At 53.8% G+C, this 16498-nt stretch carries 13 protein-coding genes; 10 read left to right on the top strand and 3 right to left on the bottom strand.

Annotated elements, in window-relative coordinates; genetic code table 11:
- Window position 1 precedes the first annotated feature (1 nt).
- Window positions 2-1273: a DUF1552 domain-containing protein gene (locus PHE17_RS15730; protein ID WP_301016852.1), complete on the bottom strand. Its 1272-nt coding sequence runs from the start codon at window positions 1271-1273 to the stop codon at window positions 2-4.
- 12 nt (window positions 1274-1285) lie between these two features.
- Window positions 1286-5335: a cellulose binding domain-containing protein gene (locus PHE17_RS15725; protein ID WP_301016851.1), complete on the bottom strand. Its 4050-nt coding sequence runs from the start codon at window positions 5333-5335 to the stop codon at window positions 1286-1288.
- A gap of 240 nt (window positions 5336-5575) precedes the next feature.
- On the opposite strand from PHE17_RS15725, the gene efp reads away from it, so the two are divergent.
- The 8 genes from efp (at window position 5576) to PHE17_RS15685 (ending at window position 12133) form a co-directional block, all read left to right on the top strand.
- Complete coding sequence (efp, locus tag PHE17_RS15720) at window positions 5576-6145, top strand: elongation factor P (RefSeq protein ID WP_301016850.1); 570 nt, start codon at window positions 5576-5578, stop codon at window positions 6143-6145.
- A complete protein-coding gene (gene epmA / locus PHE17_RS15715; protein ID WP_301016849.1) occupies window positions 6142-7062 on the top strand; it encodes an EF-P lysine aminoacylase EpmA in 921 nt (306 codons plus the stop codon). The genes efp and epmA overlap by 4 nt, the downstream gene beginning before the upstream one ends.
- Before the next feature lie 33 nt (window positions 7063-7095).
- On the top strand, window positions 7096-7428 hold the full coding sequence (gene yajC, locus PHE17_RS15710) for a preprotein translocase subunit YajC (RefSeq protein WP_301016848.1): 333 nt from the start codon (window positions 7096-7098) through the stop codon (window positions 7426-7428).
- 39 nt (window positions 7429-7467) lie between these two features.
- Window positions 7468-9321: a protein translocase subunit SecD gene (secD, locus tag PHE17_RS15705; RefSeq protein ID WP_301016847.1), complete on the top strand. Its 1854-nt coding sequence runs from the start codon at window positions 7468-7470 to the stop codon at window positions 9319-9321.
- A 12-nt stretch (window positions 9322-9333) separates the two neighbouring features.
- The gene (gene secF, locus PHE17_RS15700; protein WP_301016846.1) at window positions 9334-10284 is read left to right on the top strand and encodes a protein translocase subunit SecF; all 951 of its coding nucleotides are present in this window, start codon (window positions 9334-9336) and stop codon (window positions 10282-10284) included.
- Entirely contained in the window at window positions 10285-11493 is a 1209-nt protein-coding gene (gene glp, locus PHE17_RS15695) for a gephyrin-like molybdotransferase Glp (protein WP_301016845.1), read from the top strand. It begins immediately after the preceding gene.
- 80 nt (window positions 11494-11573) lie between these two features.
- On the top strand, window positions 11574-11822 hold the full coding sequence (locus tag PHE17_RS15690) for a type II toxin-antitoxin system CcdA family antitoxin (protein ID WP_301016844.1): 249 nt from the start codon (window positions 11574-11576) through the stop codon (window positions 11820-11822).
- Window positions 11822-12133 (top strand): CcdB family protein, encoded by a 312-nt coding sequence (locus PHE17_RS15685; RefSeq protein WP_301016843.1) that lies wholly within the window; start codon window positions 11822-11824, stop codon window positions 12131-12133. The genes PHE17_RS15690 and PHE17_RS15685 overlap by 1 nt, the downstream gene beginning before the upstream one ends.
- An 83-nt stretch (window positions 12134-12216) precedes the next feature.
- Here the strand turns inward: PHE17_RS15685 and PHE17_RS15680 are convergent, their stop codons facing one another.
- On the bottom strand, window positions 12217-15603 hold the full coding sequence (locus PHE17_RS15680) for a hypothetical protein (protein ID WP_301016842.1): 3387 nt from the start codon (window positions 15601-15603) through the stop codon (window positions 12217-12219).
- 139 nt (window positions 15604-15742) lie between these two features.
- On the opposite strand from PHE17_RS15680, the gene PHE17_RS15675 reads away from it, so the two are divergent.
- Together PHE17_RS15675 and PHE17_RS15670 are read left to right on the top strand one after the other, a co-directional pair.
- Complete coding sequence (locus tag PHE17_RS15675) at window positions 15743-16066, top strand: AbrB/MazE/SpoVT family DNA-binding domain-containing protein (protein WP_301016841.1); 324 nt, start codon at window positions 15743-15745, stop codon at window positions 16064-16066.
- Window positions 16053-16445: a type II toxin-antitoxin system VapC family toxin gene (locus PHE17_RS15670; protein WP_301016840.1), complete on the top strand. Its 393-nt coding sequence runs from the start codon at window positions 16053-16055 to the stop codon at window positions 16443-16445. Before PHE17_RS15675 ends, PHE17_RS15670 begins: the two co-directional genes overlap by 14 nt.
- The last annotated feature ends 53 nt before the right edge of the window (window positions 16446-16498 follow it).

Here is a 16498-nt window from a genome sequence, read left to right as displayed (position 1 = left end):
CTTAACCCAACAGTCCGGGCAATGGCCCTGGAGTGCTGTCTTGATTACCGAAACTGTTGATGTTCAGCCCCATGAACTGGGCGATGGACACCAGAATCTTGTTGTGTGGCGTGCCACTGAACTTCAGGCTGCGCCCACCGCTGATGCCAGCCGCATGACCACCGGCAAGGATGAACGGCATGTCGGTGTGGTTATGCCAGCCACCGTTGGAAAGGTCACTGCCGACGAAGATGACGGTGTTGTCCAGCAACGTGCCATTGCCTTCCGGCACACTGGCAAGCTGTTCCACCAGCCGCGCCAGATGTTCGGTGTACCACGCCTTGATCTTGATGAAATCTTCCCCGCCCGCATGGGATGCACCGTGGCAAGTCATGGAACTGCCCGATTCCGGCACAAGGTTTTCATTCACCCCCTGCGACCATTTCAGGGTAACAACACGGGTCAAATCACAAGCCAACGCATGGACGGCAATGTCACGCTGCAAGTCGCTGATGGTTCCCATCTTGTACGGGTCGCGGTATTCAGCACCCTGCCAATAGCTTTTCTTCGGATCAACCGTAAAGCCGGTCGGGTTGAAGTTCCACGGCGCACACGCCCCCGCGTTAGCATTGAGACGCTGCTCCAGTTCACGGATGGATTCGGCGTGGGCATCCAGCTTGGTCTTTTCCACCGCCCCCAGTTTGCTGCGCAGGGCATTCAGTTCGGCAAGGGATGCATCCAACACACTCACCCGCCGCTGGGCGAGGAAATTGCTTTGCGCATTGGAACCAAACAGCGACTCAAACGCTGCCAGCGGATTCGGTTCCGGCAACACTTGCACACCGTTGTAATCATAGGTGATGGCGGTAACGCCCCACGTCGGCACAATGACGAGGTTCAGGTGCGGGCGCACCGTCTGGGTTTTGAATGCCTGCGCCAGATGATAATCCAGCGACACTGCCTTGTCAGATGACATGCCATCCGCGCCGGTCAGCAGTTTCAGGGTTCCGCCTTCATGGGTGGAACCGGGGCCTTTCATGTCCACCCCGCCGAGGAACACGCAATGCTGGCGTACCCGCTCCAACGGCGCGGTCATGCGTGGCAGGGTAAAATTCGTACCTGTGCCGACAGCGTGCCAGTTTTCCGGGCGCATTCCGTCAGGGAAAAACACGAAAATGGCGCGGCGCGGGGCTTCCCCGGCATAGGCCATGCTGGCAAACGGCAGTGCGGCTGTGCCCAACCCGGCAGCAGCGACCCATTTCATGAAATTGCGGCGTTCCTGATGGATATTCATGTCACGATCCCCTTATTGCGCCCGACGCGAAGTAAAGTTGGGTGCATTGACAATGCTGAGCAACATGGTTTGCAGGTTGTAGCCATTGTCCTTGTAGGTTTGCAGGTAGCTATCCAGCGCACACTGGTCTGCCGCCGTTTCCTGATGCCCGGTGGTATAGCGGTAGTATTGCCGCGCCACGCATTGCGCTGCGGTCGGGCTATCCGCCACTAACTGGCCTAGGTGGTTAAGGTCGTTGAAGGTCAACTCCTCGGTCGGCGTGTAAGTTTCCATGCCACGCAGGATAGCGCTAGCACTGATCACATTGCCATTTTCAGTCTGGCGGTATTGCCCTGCCCCATCATAATTCTCGAAGCCGAAGCCAGGGCCATCCAAGTATTGGTGGCAGCTATAGCAGCTCGGGAACGCCTTGCTGTGGAAATCAAAGCGTTGCCGCGTGGTCATGTTCGGGTCAGGGTCAGGCGGCTGCACCAGACCAAAGTTGGCAGGCTCCGGCAAGTCATGGCACAGGATGCGCTCGAAGAAGAAACGCCCGCGCTTGAATGGATGCGATTCATTACTGTTGGCATAGCGTGCCAGCACCGAACCCAGCGTCAGCAAACCGCTGCGTGTGCCATCCGTGACCGGGGTTTTCTCAAACGCACTGCCTGTCGGCCCACTCAGGTGATAGAAGTCCGCCAGCGTCTTGTTGGCAATCACATAATCCGCCGTATACAGCTCACGGAACGACTGGGTGGAATCAAACGTCACGTAGTTGAAGAAGTTGATCAACTCCTGTGACAGCGCCGCTTTCACCGCATCGGTATAGGCCGGGTAAACCGTCGCATCCTTGGATGGCAGGCTGAACGGGCTGGCTTTCAGCAACCATTGCCCGACGAAATTGCCCACTTGCTGGCGGCTGCGAGAGGCTGCCAACAGGCGCGAAGCATGGCTGATACGTTGAGCAGGCGTATCCAGTGCGTTCTGGTCGGCTGCTTGGAACAGCGCATCATCCGGCATCGAACCCCAGAACAGGTACGATAAGCTGCTGGCAACTTCATACGGAGTGAGCTTGTAGGTTCCATCCGCCTGTAATTCGCCCAGTTCGGAACGGTACAGGAAGTTGGGCGACACCAACATTGCCATCACGGTTTTTTCCACCGCATCTTTGAAAGCCACAGCGTTGAAGTTAGTAGCGAACGCATCCACCTCAGCCGTGGTCAGCGGACGGCGGAAAGTGCGTTTGCCAAAGGTCTGGATGAATTGCCGTGCGCAAGCTGTATCCTGCTGGGTGCAAGGTACGATCTTGCCCCAACTATTCAGCACCGCTTGTGCCGCGACCTTTTCCGCTTGGGTCAGGTAGGCATCCATACGCAGGCTGGAAACTTGGTTCTGGGCGATATTGTTGTCGAAACCACCAACTTGGTTTTCATCCGGCAGGCTATTGACCAGATTCAGGTTCAGGCCGAACAAGTCATTGACAGTGTTTTGGTATTCCAGACGGGTCAGCAGGCGTAGGCTGCGGATTCCAGCAGGTGGTGTGCCTTGGCACGCTTGGGTAGTGCCACCCCCGCCAGTGCCACCATTCGCGGCTGGTGTCAGTACATCGGTAATGTACGAGGCAATCGTGGAAGCACACGTCCCGCTACACGCACCCGGATTCCCCGGCGGCATGGTATCGTGGATAATTTTTGTTAGGTTCGCCAAGTCTGTAGCAGAGTATTTGGTCAACGAAATTTTGGTGAAACCACCTTGCCCATCCGCACCGTGGCAACTTGCGCAACCTTGGCGTTGGTACTGTGTCTGACCGTATTGCAATGCCGTTGACAAACTTGCCGTAGCAACCGTACTGGCAGTACTGCCCACCGCATTAAATACAAACACACGGTAGTCGTAACCTACGCCCATCACCACATTAGTATCGGTGTAAGCTTGGGTATTACTGCCCAGTACCGCGATGGATGCCCAATCTGCATCACTTGCGCCTGCCGCACGGCGTTCGACGCGGAAACCTGTTTCATTATTACTGTTGTCTTTCCAGCTTAAATTTACTTTGCTGTTATCAACCACCGTAGCAGTCATCGCAGTTGGGGCAACAGGAGCCACGCCCGGATCACCACCTGAACCGCCGCCGCCAGTACCACCACCTGTATTACCGCCGCCAGTATCGCCCCCGGCTTTAGCTGTAGCATCCGCCGCATAGTACTGCGCCAATGCCAACAGCACGTCATCGCCGAACAGGGTCTTCAGGTTTTTCATCTGATTCGCCATTTCAACCGGCATATTGCTGCTACGGCCTGCGTTGTAATCTTCCAGCGTGGCGTGCAGGTAAGTTGACCACTGCCCATCCAGCCGTGTGCCGGTCAAGGTTGGGTCATTACCAGTCCCGGCATGGCAGAACACGCAATTGCTTTCGTGGACGGCCTTACCACGGTTGACCAGTGCTTGTGTGGTGGTTTGCTTTGCCGCTTTGAAGGTCAATTTGGACAAGTAATCCGACATGCGCTCAATTTGTGTGTCGTTGTAACCTTTGGCAACGCGCCCCATCACGCTGGAATAGCGTTCACCGGAACGGTAGGCTTTCATGGTTTTGACCAAATAGTTTTTGTTCAAACCAGCAATCGACGGAATGCCCGGCCCAGAGCTGTAGCCGTCCGTACCGTGGCAAGACGCGCAGTTGTTGACCAGCATCGCGGCGCGGATGTCTGTGCGGTCTTGGCGTTTGAAGCTGAGCGTATTGGTGTAAGCCGATGCACCAGCAGTATTGGCAGCTTTCACCCGATACTCATAGGTGCTGCCAATCACCAGTGTTTTGTCCTGATAAGTGACGGTATCCGCCGCTAAAGTCGCAAGCACAGCCCAATTGCCCGCGTTTTCACGGCGTTCCAGCACCATATTGGCTTCGTCGGTGCTGTTATCCTGCCACGTCAGGTTAACGTAACTGTTATCCACCAACGAACCCTGCAACTGTGTCGGTGCTTTGGGCGGCAATACCAGCTTATCGGCTTGACCGTTACAACGTGTGCCATTCACTGCCACATCAATCGGGACAATATTCAGACCCGTGTGGGAAGCATTAAAACCAAAAGAAATGCTGCCGTTTTGACGGATAATTTTATTGCTGTCGACGTTGCCCGCTGTAACCTTATCGTTAGTTTGGCTGATTTGCGCATTCCAACCGGAAGTGACTTGCTGTCCTGTCGGCATTGTCCATGTGGTTCTCCACGTATTCCACGGCACGCCAGTATTTTTGATGTCTACTGTACCTGTGAAACCTGTGTCCCATTGGGTTTGGATTTGGTATTTCACTTCACAGGACGGTGGTGGCGGTGGCGGCGGATCAACCTGCCCAGTACATTTCACGCCATTGAGGGAAATATTACCCGGTACGCGGTTTAAGCCGAAGTGCAGGCCATTAAAGCCAAACTGGAGCGTGGAACCTGCTGTGACCACCCGATTCCATCCCGCATTGGTAACATCCACGCGACCAAAGGTTTGCTTGTAAACGCCATTCCACATCCCGATCACTTGCTGGCTATCGGGCATATCCCACGCTACCGTCCAGTCACTGACCACATCGCCGGTATTTTTGATGGATACATCAGCGGTATAACCCGTGTCCCATTCCGTAACCAACGAATACTTCACGTCACAAGCGACAACGGGCGGTTTGGGCGGTGCGGCATTGCCAGAACACAACACGCCATTCACGGAAACATTGGTGGGGATATTGTTTGTGCCAGTGTGGGAACCGTTGAAACCGAATTTGGCAGCGGCATTCTTCGCGACACTGCCATTCCAACTGACGTTGGTGACTTTGACTGCCGCGCCCGTTTGGGTAACGTTACCGTTCCACAGGCCAGTAACCTTCTGCCCATTGGGCATATCCCAAGTGACTGTCCAATTTTTCCACGCATCACCAAGGTTGGTAAGGGTGACATCACCCGTAAAACCGTTGCCCCACTGGTTAGGTATTTTATAACTGACTTGGCAAGCCGTAGCTGCCCACGAGGAAGGGCTGCAAAACAACAGCATAACACTCAGTAAACAATACAGCAGGTATTGTACTTTCCTATCTTTCATAGCGCTTAACCCTCGCAAAGTGCTGACCTACCCAGCAGCCTGCCGATAACTCTAGTAAAGATTCTAATCACATTCAATAGGCGTTTTATGACGAGTCCGTGTTACGGTATCAATACCCTTGAAAAGCATAGCAATTATTTTAATCAGCACGGAATTCGCAAATTCTAGGCATGATTTTCCCCCCTGATTGCGGTTATCATAGCGGGCTATTTTGGATATGAACGATTTTGGAGATGGACAATGGCTACCTATGGTGCAAATGATTTACGTGTCGGTGTAAAAATTATCATCAACGGCGACCCTTACACGGTCGTAGAAAGTGACTTCGTAAAACCCGGCAAAGGCCAAGCCTTCACCCGCGCCCGCGTCCGCAACCTCAAATCTGGGCGCACCATTGAGCAAACCTTCAAATCCACCGAAACTGTCACAGGTGCTGATGTTGAAGACCGCGACATGGAATACCTCTACACCGATGGCAGCGTATGGACATTCATGGACAGCGGCAGCTTTGAACAACTTGAAGCCGATGCAACCGCGATGGCTGATGCCGTCAAATGGCTGAAAGGCAACGAAAAGTGCATCGTTACCCTGTGGAATGGCGTACCGTTGCAAGTTACCACCCCCAACTTTGCCGAACTGAAAATCACCCAAACCGACCCCGGTGTGCGTGGTGACACTGCCACTGGCGGCACAAAACCTGCCACCTTGGAAACTGGCGCAGTCGTGAAAGTGCCACTTTACATGGAAGAAGGCGAAATCCTCAAAATCGACACCCGCACTGGCGAATACGTTTCCCGCGTCAAGGCGTGAATCTAGCCGTACTCAAAGAACGCGCACAACTGAACCATCAGGTGCGCGTTTTTTTTGCCGAGCGTGATGTGCTGGAAGTTGAAACCCCAGCACTCTCGCAAGCGGGCAATACTGACCCGTTTATTGACAGTTTCAGCGTCAATACCGCACAAGGGCTGCGCTGGCTGCATACGTCCCCCGAATACCCGATGAAACGCTTGTTGGTGGCGGGTTCTGGCGACATCTACCAGCTCTGTAAAGTGTGGCGCAAAGATGAATCCGGGCGGCGGCATAACCCCGAATTTACCATGCTGGAATGGTATCGGCTTGGATTTACTTACCAGCAACTGATGCAGGAAGTCGCCGAGTTGCTGCATACGCTGATCCCGCACTTACAAAAGCCACCGCGCTTTGTGACCTACCGGGACGCCTTCCTTGAAACCCTGCACCTTGATCCCCATACTGCGGATGAGGCGGCATTGGCGGCTTGCACCCGCGCTAATGGCATTAATATTGACGGTGATATGCCCGCGCAAGCGTGGCGTGACCTATTATTGACGCACTGCGTGGAAACCCGATTTCCCACCGACCGGCTAACTTTCCTCTACCATTACCCGGCGTCACAAAGCGCATTGGCGAAGGTTCGGCAAGAAAACGGGCAATGGGTGGCGGAACGTTTCGAGGTTTATCTCGGTGTACTGGAACTTGGCAACGGTTATCAGGAACAAACCGATGCCGTCCGTAACCGCCAGATTCTGCAACAAGATGCGCAAACACGCGGCGACGGGATAGCGGTTGATGAACATTTTCTCGTCGCATTGGAACAAGGCTTGCCCGAATGTGCTGGGGTTGCCATCGGCATTGACCGTGTATTGATGTGCCGGATGCAAGTAAATGACCTGAAACAGGTTATCGCTTTTTCATGGGAGGTGGCATAATAGCCACCGCAATAAAGACCAAGGAGATTTAACGTGGACTTTCTGATTTCTAACGCTTACGCAGAAGGCGCTGCCGCTGCACCAGCCGGTGGTGGCATCGAAATGATCCTGATGATGGCAGTATTTTTCGCCATCATGTATTTCATGATCATCCGCCCGCAACAAAAACGTGCTAAAGAACACAAGCAACTGCTGGATGCACTGAGCAAAGGTGATGAAGTTGTCACTGGCGGCGGCATCCTCGGTAAAGTCGCAGGCATCAGCGAAAACTTCGTTGAACTGAGCGTCTCTGACAATGTGACCATTAAGGTTCAAAAACAGGCCATCACTTCTGTCATGCCCAAAGGCACGATGAAAGGCGCGTGAGGGTATCCCCCTCACCCCAACCTAACGGAATAAATAACAATGAATCGCTATCCACTTTGGAAATACCTCATGATCGCAGTCATCCTGCTGGTTGGGGTGATTTACGCTGTTCCTAACTTTTTCCCCTCCGAACCTGCCGTCCAGTTAAGCCCAAAGCTTGACCAAGCGATTGACCCGGCAACCATGCAACGGTTCGAGCAGGCATTGCAGGCCAAGGGGCTGACCGTGCGTGCCAGTGAAAACAACGGGCACGAAGCGCTGTTTCGCTTTGAAGATACGGATGTACAGCTCAAAGCCGCCGAAGCACTGAAAGAAGCGGTAGGCCAGCAATTTGTGGTGGCACTCAACCTAGCACCTTCCACCCCTAGCTGGTTACGTGCTTTGAATGCCAACCCCATGTACCTCGGCCTTGACCTGCGCGGCGGCGTGCATTTCCTGATGGAAGTGGACATGAAGGCAGCACTAGATAAGCAGATTGACCGTTATGAAGATGAATTCCGTGATGCCCTGCGCGAAAAGGACATCAAATACCTGAGCATTGCCCGCGAAGGCGATACCCTGCTGACCAAATTTGCTGATGCTGGCGTGCGTGACTTGGCGATGGAAACCTTGCGCAAGGAATACAACGACACCCTGCAATTCAGTGTACCGGAAGGCAGTAATGACGTGCAGGCCAGCATTTCCCAAGTGGCGCTGATCAATATCCAGAAGTTTGCCCTGCAACAGAACATCACCACCCTGCGTAAGCGCGTCAATGAACTGGGTGTGGCAGAACCTGTCATCCAGCAGCAAGGCTTAAACCGCATCGTGGTGCAATTGCCCGGCGTGCAAGATACCGCCCGCGCCAAAGAAATCCTCGGTGCAACCGCCACGCTGGAATTCCGCATGGTGGATGAAGAAAACAGCCCTGCGCAAGCGGTGGAATCCGGGCATCCGCCGATTGGTTCCGTGCTGTACAAAGAGCGTAACGGTAGCCCGATCCTGCTAAAACGCAAGGTTATGCTGACAGGTGATTACATTACCGATGCATCATCCGGCTTTGACCAAAACAACCGCCCATCGGTCAACATCTCGCTGGATGGCAAAGGCGCTAGCCGTTTCGCCAAAGCCACGGGTGAAAATGTGCAAAAGCTGATGGCGGTCGTGTTCATCGAAACCAAAATCGAGAGCAAGGAAGTCGACGGCAAACAGGTTAAAACCAGCAAAACCACCGAAGAAGTCATCAATGTAGCGCGGATTCAGGAGCAGTTGAGCAAACGCTTCCAGATTACCGGGCTGGATTCCCCCAAAGAATCACGCGACTTAGCGCTGTTGCTGCGTGCAGGTGCATTGGCTGCCCCGGTTTACGTGGTGGAAGAACGCACCGTCGGCCCGAGCATGGGTAAAGAAAACATTGCCAAAGGCTTCCAGTCCAACTTGTGGGGCTTTATCGCGGTGGTTTCGTTCATGCTGGTTTACTACCGTATGTTCGGGGTAATTTCGAGCATATCACTGGCAATCAATGGGGTATTCCTGTTTGCGTTGCTGTCGGTGATGCAAGCAACCCTGACCTTGCCCGGCTTGGCGGGTATTGCCTTGACCTTGGGTATGGCGATTGACGCCAACGTTCTGATCAATGAACGCATCCGAGAAGAACTGCGGGCAGGAATGCCGCCCCAACAAGCGATTTTTGCAGGCTACGAACGGGCGTGGGGCACTATCCTTGACTCCAACGTGACCACACTGATTGCCGGTATTGCCTTGTTCATGCTCGGTTCCGGGCCGATCAAAGGCTTCGCGGTGGTATTGTGCCTTGGCATTCTGACCTCCATGTTCAGTGCCGTAACGGTTTCCCGTGCGATTGTAAATCTCGTTTACGGTTACAAACCACGTCTGCAAAAGATCGCGATTTAAGGGCTTAAGGTCATGATAGAGTTTTTCCATTTTAAAAGCGCCATCCCGTTCATGCGGTATGGCAAAGTAACGACCGCCATCTCGCTGGCAACTTTCCTGTTCGCGGTGTTCTCGCTGTTTTATTACGGCCTGAATCTGGGCGTAGACTTCACCGGCGGTACGGTGATGGAGGTGCGTTACTCACAGGCTGCGCCGCTGGATAATATCCGCGAGTCCATCAAAACCGTGGGTTATCACGAAGTCTCCGTGCAGAACTTTGGTTCCACACAGGACGTGCTGATCCGTTTGCCACTGAAAGAAGGCGTTTCCAGCGCCCAAGTCAGCGAGCAAATCATGGGCACACTGAAAGCACAAGCACCGGACGTTACACTCAGCAAGGTGGATTTCGTTGGCGGGCAAGTCGGTAAGGAATTGTATGAAAACGGCGGGCTGGCACTGTTGCTGGTCGCGGCGGGGATCATTATGTACCTCGCTTTCCGCTTCGAGTGGCGCTTCGCCATTTCTGCGGCAGTGGCAAACTTGCATGACGTGGTAATCATCCTCGGCTTGTTTGCCTTCTTCCAATGGCAGTTTGACCTGACGGTATTGGCAGGCATCTTGGCGGTGTTAGGCTACTCGGTGAATGAATCAGTGGTCGTGTTTGACCGGATTCGGGAAAATATCCGCATGATGCGTGACACCACCATCCCGGACATTATCGACAGCGCCATTACCACCACCATGTCACGTACCATCATTACCCACATGGCAACCCAGACCATGGTCACATCCATGCTGTGGTTCGGTGGCGAAGCGCTGCATAACTTCGCACTGGCATTGACCATCGGTATCATGTTCGGTATTTACTCATCCGTACTAGTCGCCTCCCCGCTGCTGCTGCTGTTTGGTCTCAAGCGCGAACACATGATCCCGAAAGAAGAGGAAAAGATCGAAGGCATGAATGCCGATGGGTCAGTAGTTTAAATGATGCTAAGCCTCGAACAGGCGCAAGTCCGTATCCTTGACAGCATCCCTGTCTTGCAGGCGACAGAACGGGCAAGCCTGTGGCAGGCGCAGGGGCGTATTCTTGCGCAAACCGTGACCGCACCGCTGGATGTGCCGCCGCACCGCAATTCCGCGATGGATGGTTACGCGCTACGCCACGCTGACCTTGCCAGCAACCAACCGTTGCGGGTCGTGGGTAGTTCGTTCGCAGGCCACCCGTTTGCGGGCGCGGTGCAAGCGGGTGAATGTATCCGCATCATGACCGGGGCGACCGTCCCGGAGGGTGCAGATACCGTGGTGATGCAGGAACATGTACAGCGTGACGGTGAGCACATCCAGCTTTCCACCCTACCCAAAGCAGGGGCAAACGTGCGCCATCCCGGCGAAGACATGCGCGTTGGCGACACCGTGCTGGAGGCGGGACGTAAGCTGAATGCTGCTGACTTGGGACTCTTGGCATCGCTCGGCATCGGCGAAGTGGACGTATTGCGCCGCCCGCGTGTGGCATTTTGCTCAACAGGCGACGAACTCAAAAGCATCGGCGAAACCCTGCAACCCGGCGACATTTACGACAGCAACCGTTACACCTTGTATGGCCTGTTGCAAAAGCTGGATGTGGAAATCATTGACCTAGGCATGATCCGCGACACCCCAGAAGCGGTGGAACACGCCTTCCAACAAGCCAGCCAAAGCGCTGACGTATTGATCACCAGCGGCGGCGTTTCGGTGGGGGAAGCAGATCACGTTGCCCAAACCTTGCAACGCTTGGGGCAAGTCAACTTCTGGAAAATTGCCGTCAAACCGGGCAAACCGTTGGCATTTGGCACACTGGGCGACTGTTTCTTCTTTGGCCTGCCGGGAAATCCGGTGGCGGTCATGGCAACTTTCTTGCTGCTGGTACGCCCTGCCATCCTCAAAATGCGCGGGGAAAGCGTGCCGCTCGTGCCCGAATACAGTGCCATCTGTGACAGCAAACTGAAAAAAGCCCCCGGACGTAAAGATTACCAGCGCGGCATCTGCCAACGCGATACCAACGGGCAATGGCGGGTAGCCAGCACCGGCGGGCAAGGTTCACACATCTTGCGCTCCATGAGCCAAGCCAATTGCTTTATCGCCTTGCCGCTCGAATGGGGCGACGTGGAAGCGGGAACGGCGGTGACTATTGTTCCGTTTGAAGGGTTGCTGTAAGCGAAATTTGTTACTGCCTCACATTGATGCGCACCAATAATACGCATAAACTAGGCGCAATAGAATATGGAGGTAGTACCATGCAAACGCTGATCTACGACGCCGATGCCCCCAAACGTGCCTTGAACCTCAGCATCAACAGCAACTTGCAGGAAGAAGCCCGCAAGTACAAAGTCAACTTGTCCAAATTGCTGGAACAAGCACTGGTTGAAACACTCACCGAGAAAAAGCGTATTGAATGGTTGGCGCAGAACCGCGCCGCATTGGAAGCTTACAACCAACGGATTGAAGGACGCGGCGTATTCAGCGATGGATTGAGGCGTTTCTGATGGCTCAATTCGACGTTTACCGCAACACTAACCCCGCCACTTGCACAGAAATCCCCTACCTGCTGGATGTGCAAACCGGCTTGCTCGACCTACTGAAAACCCGCGTGGTTGTACCGCTGGAAGAATGCAGCCAATTCCCAGCCGCGCAACGGCTTACCCCAACATTCCGTATCGAAGGCGTGACCGTGATGATGTCTACCCCGGAATTGGCAGGCATTCATGCCCGTTCGCTGGGTGAATACGTCTGCTCGTTAGCGGGGCAACGCCAAGAAATCATGGCGGCACTGGATATGCTTTTTTCTGGGATTTAAATGGAAGCTGGAGCGTCGGTGACTATTGTTCCGTTTGAAAGCGGGGCTTGTTACTGCCCCGCTTTGTAAAACGAGCACCCCTATTACTTTGGGATACCCCCATTAATGATGTAGTTAGCCGCAAAGCTCGTATTGCCCGGATGCAGCAAGACATTCCCTACCAGTTGGGCAATGTCATTATTTGGGCCTGCATACAAGGTCTGCCCATCCATGTTCACATCCGTGCCGTAATACCCTTTGAGCAGGTAATTGACGTTGGCTTCGGTATTCGCCGATTGCCCCAGCACGGTTCCCAACACGAGGGAAATATCATTTCCACCGCCGCTGATAACGACAGTGCCGTTAGCATTGGTGTCGCCCGCCCACATCAGGGAAACGGTTGCACCATCCAAACGGGCATAAGTGCCGTACACTGCGGTTGTGGGGCGGGTAAAGTCCACCACGGTTATCGGCGTATTTTTGGAGAGTGCTAAAGCAGTTTTGCTCATCACCCCCAGATGGTTACGGTGACGCACGCTGACGTAGTAATTGCCTGCCCTAACCCCACTGATAGCGAGGATTGGTGAGCCGGTTGTTGCATCCACAATATCACCGTCACGCTGTAAGATGGCGGCTTGGGTTGCAACTATCACTGCCGGGTTGGCAGCATCACGCAATTCCACCAATACCCAGTCAGTCACCGCATTCTTGCCCATCATGCCATTTACTGTTGACCCCAGTTTTTCCGCCCCGCGATATACCCACGGTGCAATACTGTACGGTTGGGTAGGTGGGATAAATCCTGCACTGCGCAAGCCATCGCCCATTACACCATCCACACTGCTGTAAGAGCCTTGCAGGAAGGCGCGTACCTTAACATTGACAGCGGTGGTGCAATCCTGCGGTGTGCCGTAGTTACCCAAGTAATGATTCTCGCCGGTAGCTCCCCAGCCCATATTATTAAACTGGTTGCCGGGATTGCTGTTGCGCGAGTTTGGCACGGTATTGAACGCATCGGTGTTTTCCATCACGCTGACCAGACCGTTGCATTGGTTGGTAGTAGTGGCAAAGTTGAAGACCTCCAACTCTTGCCCTGCTTTCCAGTTAAACGCATTACTGCCTTCCGGGGAGAAGGTGAAGGAAATGTAGTCGGCATTACTGCCTTCCGTGGGGGCATCGCTACGTGAGTTTTGTGTCCAGGTCACGCTGCCGATAGTACTTTGCAGGTCACTGATGCCGAATTTGCTGACGCCTGTCCCATGTGGCACTTTAAGGGTGATTTGCCCTGTGACGCTGATGTTTTTGGTCGGGGTCGCTTGCGGACGCATGTACACACGATAACGGTTGGAATCGCCATCACGGCGGATGCTGTATTCCAGCACCAGCGGTTCGCCAACATTGGGTGGCGGGGGAGGAACAGGAACATTGGTAACAGCCACCAACACGGTTTGTGTGGTACAAGCATTGTCACTGCCACACGCTTTCAGAGCGACGATATACGTATTGTCTTTGTTCGCATCCTTAGGCGAGGCATAAGCAGGCGGGGTTTTAAAGCCAAGGATACCCGTGGTGCTGTCAAGGTTGAACAGGGCATTGTCCGTTGATGCAACACTGCTGTCCAACTGGTAGGTCAGCCCCTTGCCTTCACTATCCTTGTCGTCGGTAGCATTTACATCAATGACTGCACTGGTACTGTTCTCAGCAAACGTGATGTTGTTAGATGAGGTGAACGTCGGGGGAAGTGAAACAGGCGGTGGCTCATACACATCCCTGATCGTCACAGTGATGGATTGGTTAGTACTCAAACCACCTTTATCCGTGACTTTCACGATCAGGGTGTAAACATTCGATGACGTTCCCTGTTGCCGTGGTTTCTCAAAATCGGGAGCCACACTGAAAGCCAGTTTTCCATCCACCCCAATCTGGAAAAGTGCAGCATCAACACCTTCCAAGCGATAACGGAGATTGGTTTCGTTCCCATCTTCAGGGTCGCTGGCATTAATGTCCGTCACGACAGTAACGTTCTCAGGCACACTCACTGACAACGGCTGGCCAGCATTAGAACTAATTGACGGTACTGTATTTAACTGTTTGAGGGTAAAACGGCAATTGGTCGGCATTTTGGGAGCAACCCCATTGATGCTGACAAAGCCGTTGCTGCTGGTGGGAAGGCCGCTGCCACCTTTGCTGCTGTCCCCCCAAGCTTTGATGGAGCCATCAGCCTTGAGGGCGGCAAAAGCATATCCATTCGAGGCGATACTGACAAAGCCTGTCTCGGTTGGTGCTCCGCTGCCACCGTAACCGCTGTACCCCCAGGCTTTGATGGAGCCATCAGCCTTGAGGGCGGCAAAAGCAACTGAATTCGAGGCGATGCTGACAAAGCCTGTATCAGTTGGTGCTCCGCTGCCACCGTTACCGTAGCCGCCGCCCCCCCAAGCTTTGATGGAGCCATCAGCCTTGAGGGCGGCAAAAGCAACTGAATTCGAGGCGATGCTGACAAAGCCTGTATCAGTTGGTGCTCCGCTGCCACCGTAGCTGCTGCCCCCCCAAGCTTTGATGGAGCCATCAGCCTTGAGGGCGGCAAAAGCTCCACCAGTAGAGGCGATACTGACAAAACCCGTCCCGATTGGTGCTCCGCTGTCACCGTAGCTGACGCTCCCCCAAGCTTTGATGGAGCCATCAGCCTTGAGGGCAGCAAAAGCATTTTGATTCGAGGCGATACTGACAAAGCCCGTCTCGGTTGGTGCTCCGCTGCCACCTTTGCTGCTGTCCCCCCAAACTTTAATGGAGCCATCGCCCCTGAGTGCGGCAAAGGCAGCATCTGTCGAGGCAATGCTGACAAAGCCGTCGCTGACAAAGCCGTTGCTGCTGGTGATGGGAGCGTTGCTGCCACCTTTGTAGCCGTCCCCCCAAGCTTTGATGGAGCCATCAGCCTTGAGGGCAGCAAAAGCATATCCATTCGAGGCGATACTGACAAAGCCTGTCTCGGTTGGTGCGCCGCTGCCACCGTAGCTGACGTTCCCCCAAGCTTTGATGGAGCCATCAGCCTTGAGGGCGGCAAAAGCATATCCATTTGAGGCGATACTGACAAAGCCTGTCTCGGTTGGTGCGCCGCTGCCACCGTATCCACTATCCCCCCAAACGGCGATGGAGCCATCAGCCTTGAGGGCTGCAAAAGCATATACATTCGAGGCGATACTGACAAACCCATTGTCGGCGGGGACACCGATAGTGCGTGTCCCCCACGCAGTGATAGAACCATCAGCCTTGAGTGCGACAAAGGTATCAGAATTAGGATAATTGGGTGAATTGTAAAAGCCACCATAGTTATTCATGGCAGAGCTGTAATCTGACCCGCAGGAGGCGGGGGCTGCCCACACTTGCGTCAATGGTGACAGCAGCATGAAAGCCAACAACAGCATGGTTTTTAGGAAATGGGGAAACTGTTGGCTACCCTGCCCTGTTGGGCGGGAGATAGGGGGATATTGCATGTAGGCTACCTGCTTAAATTTTTATTGTCTGCATGGCCTTATGTTATATAAGGAATTTATGATGAACAAGTCACAAGCAGATGGACGGTAGGGCATAGCCTGCCACTTCAACAGTGGCATTGACAGTGCAAACACCGACATGAAACAATTGACTTACTTTCGTCTTACCTTGAGGCAAGCCATGCAATCCGCACAAGTTACTCACCTGTCCAGCAAAGGGCAAATCGTTATCCCCAAAAGTATCCGCCGCACTCACCAATGGACAAGCGGCCAGCAATTTAGGGTGGAAGAAACTCCCGATGGCATCCTGCTTCGCCCGCTAAAACTCGCCCTATTCCCCAAAACAACGCTGGAACAAGCGGCTGGCTGCCTCAAACACAGCTATGTTGGCGAAGCAAAAACACTGGAGGAGATGGAAGCCGCTATCCGTCAAGGCATTGAGGCGCAATATGGTCGCGGTTGATACCAATATCCTCGTGCGCTTTCTGGTACAAGATGACGCAGAACAATTTCAACGGGCAAAAAAACTGCTTACTCATCATGACGTTTACATCCCCGATACTGTCATGCTCGAAACGGAATGGGTGCTGCGTTTTGCTTATGGATTATCACCAGATGCCATCTTGCAAGGCTTCCTCAACCTGCTGGGGATGGAAAATGTGCATGTCCGCGATGCATTCGCTGTCAAACTGGCGTTGGATTGGTTCGGGCAGCAAAATATGGACTTTGCCGATGCGTGGCATTTAGCACTGAGCCAACACTGCGGACGGTTTGCCACCTTCGATGACAAGCTCATCAAACGGGCAAAGAGCAAAAGTAGCTGCCAACCCTTTACCCCTTAAAACGGCAATCGCATTTTCACTGCACCATCCCGCCCAAAACCCGCTATCATGCA

It is taken from the genome of Thiothrix sp., assembly GCF_028714775.1.
GTDB lineage: Bacteria > Pseudomonadota > Gammaproteobacteria > Thiotrichales > Thiotrichaceae > Thiothrix.
This window is presented reverse-complemented; position numbering and strand designations above follow the sequence as displayed.

Excerpts from the sequence above, each read along its gene's own strand:
- PHE17_RS15730 (WP_301016852.1), bottom strand. The coding sequence starts at position 1,273 with ATGAATATCCATCAGGAACGCCGCAATTTCATGAAATGGGTCGCTGCT.
- PHE17_RS15725 (WP_301016851.1), bottom strand. The coding sequence starts at position 5,335 with ATGAAAGATAGGAAAGTACAATACCTGCTGTATTGTTTACTGAGTGTT.
- efp (WP_301016850.1), top strand. The coding sequence starts at position 5,576 with ATGGCTACCTATGGTGCAAATGATTTACGTGTCGGTGTAAAAATTATC.
- secD (WP_301016847.1), top strand. The coding sequence starts at position 7,468 with ATGAATCGCTATCCACTTTGGAAATACCTCATGATCGCAGTCATCCTG.
- secF (WP_301016846.1), top strand. The coding sequence starts at position 9,334 with ATGATAGAGTTTTTCCATTTTAAAAGCGCCATCCCGTTCATGCGGTAT.
- glp (WP_301016845.1), top strand. The coding sequence starts at position 10,285 with ATGATGCTAAGCCTCGAACAGGCGCAAGTCCGTATCCTTGACAGCATC.
- PHE17_RS15690 (WP_301016844.1), top strand. The coding sequence starts at position 11,574 with ATGCAAACGCTGATCTACGACGCCGATGCCCCCAAACGTGCCTTGAAC.
- PHE17_RS15685 (WP_301016843.1), top strand. The coding sequence starts at position 11,822 with ATGGCTCAATTCGACGTTTACCGCAACACTAACCCCGCCACTTGCACA.
- PHE17_RS15680 (WP_301016842.1), bottom strand. The coding sequence starts at position 15,603 with ATGCAATATCCCCCTATCTCCCGCCCAACAGGGCAGGGTAGCCAACAG.
- PHE17_RS15675 (WP_301016841.1), top strand. The coding sequence starts at position 15,743 with ATGAAACAATTGACTTACTTTCGTCTTACCTTGAGGCAAGCCATGCAA.
- PHE17_RS15670 (WP_301016840.1), top strand. The coding sequence starts at position 16,053 with ATGGTCGCGGTTGATACCAATATCCTCGTGCGCTTTCTGGTACAAGAT.